2 protein-coding genes are annotated in these 2,005 nt (G+C 60.7%); both read left to right on the forward strand.

Going from position 1 to position 2,005, the window contains the following annotated elements; genetic code table 11:
* A partial coding sequence (locus tag ACRESD_RS06055; protein ID WP_431750095.1) for a TonB-dependent receptor occupies positions 1 to 995 on the forward strand: 995 nt, incomplete at its 5' end.
* A 25-nt stretch (positions 996 to 1,020) separates the two neighbouring features.
* A partial coding sequence (locus ACRESD_RS06060) for an ABC transporter substrate-binding protein (protein WP_431750096.1) occupies positions 1,021 to 2,005 on the forward strand: 985 nt, incomplete at its 3' end.

A 2,005-nucleotide genomic window follows, 5' to 3' on the forward strand; every position in this document is an offset into this window, starting at 1 on the left:
CCAGCACCTACGTGACCAAGGGCGAAGGTGACCCGCGCTCGGTAATCGACAACGCCGGCGCCTACCTGGGCGACACCGTCACCCTCAACGAGCAATGGCAAGTCCTGGGCTCGCTGCGCTACGACCACTGGCGTGCCCAGACCCGCCAACGCGGCCAGGCAACCATCAGCAGCACCGACGGTGCCGTCAGCGGTCGGGTCGGCGCGGTGTTCAAGCCCTTGCCCAACGGCAGTATCTACGTGTCCTACAGCGAGGCGGCGCAACCGTCGGCGCTGGGCGCGTCCACCAACAACCAGATCTATGGCGCCGCCAGTACCAGTAACTACAGTCCGGCCAAATCCAAGACCTATGAACTGGGTACCAAGTGGGACATTGCCCACGACATGCTCAACGTCACGGCGGCGATTTTTCGCACGGAGCTGGATAACGCCTGGGAATACCAGGACGGCGAATCCGCCCCGGTACGCGCCCTGCCCGCCAAGCGCGTGGATGGTATAGAACTTGGCCTGCAAGGCAATATCACGCCGAGCTGGACTGCCTACGCGGGTTTCTCGGCGCTCAAGAGCACCCAGACCAAGGGCATCAACAAAGGCGCCGAAGCCAAGAACGTACCTGATCTGACCGCCAACCTGTGGACCACCTACGCCATCACCGACGCCCTGAGCCTGAGCTACGGCGAGCAATATGTCGGCCGGCGTCGCTACAGCGACAACCAATACGTCGGCGGTTTGAACAACAACAGCAGCTACGCCAACGGTCCGTCCGGGGTGTATGCGATCTATACCCGCGATCACGAAAAAGCTCCCGGTTACTGGCTGAGCAACGTGGCAGCGCAATACAAGGTGAACAAGGACACCACGGTCAACCTCAACCTCAACAATGTGTTCAATAAGTTCTATTACAGCCAGGTCGGCGCGTCCCTCGATGGCTTCCAGCTCTACGGCATCCCGGGTGCCGGGCGCACCCTCACTGCCAGTGTCGATTATGAATTCTGACTTTCCCCTTCCAGGAGCCCTCGCCATGTTGAAATCCCGACACCTGTTCAAACTCGGCGTGTTGTGTGCCGCGCTGTTCCTCGGTCACGCCGAAACCGCCGCGGCCCATGAAGTCACTGACGTACTGGGCCGCAAGGTCGAGGTGAAGGATGACGTCAAGCGCGTGGTACTCGGAGAAGGCCGTTTGGTTTCGGCATTTGCCTTGCTCGACAAGGAGGCGCCGTTCCAACGCATCGTCGGTTGGCAGAACGACTTGAAACTGCTGGACCCACATACCTACAACGCCTATGTAGCGAAGTTTCCGACAGTGAAAAACATCCCGCTGATCGGGCAGGCGTCGGAACAAAGCGTCAGTGCCGAGGAAATTCTGTCGTTGAAACCTGATCTGGCGGTGTTCAGCATTTCCGGCCACGGCCCCACAGAACACAGCCCGGTGGCGGATGTACTGGCCAAGGCCGGCATCCCGGTGTTGTTTGTCGACTTTCGTATCAACCCGGTGCAAGGCACCCACACCAGCATGAAGGCCCTGGGTGAAGCGCTGGGTCGCGAAACCCAGGCCAACGCCTTCCTGGCTTTCTATGACCAGCACATCAAGGCCATTACCGACGCCGTCGCCACCCTGCCTGCCGACAAGCGCCCGAGTGTATTCCTTGAACTGCTGGCCGGTGCCTGGCAAGCGCCGGGGCATACCACCGGTAAAAGCGGCATGGGCGAAGTGATCAAGCTGGTGGGCGGGCGCAATATCGCCGCCGACGTGGTGCCGGGTGCCTTGGGCGATATCAGTGTGGAGTACGCGCTGAAAGCCGATCCGGATGTGTATGTGGCGACCGGCAACCACAAGCCAGGGTTGATCCTGGGCGCAGGCGTCAGCACCGATGAAGCACGCGAAGCCTTTGATCGCGTGTTGGCCCGACCGGAATTCGCCAACCTGCGTGCCATCCGCGAAGGCAATGCCCACGGCCTGTGGCATGACTTCTACAACTCGCCGTACAACCTGTTGGCCATTGAAG

Origin of the sequence: Pseudomonas sp. (assembly GCF_050739995.1) — a bacterium.
Lineage (GTDB): Bacteria > Pseudomonadota > Gammaproteobacteria > Pseudomonadales > Pseudomonadaceae > Aquipseudomonas.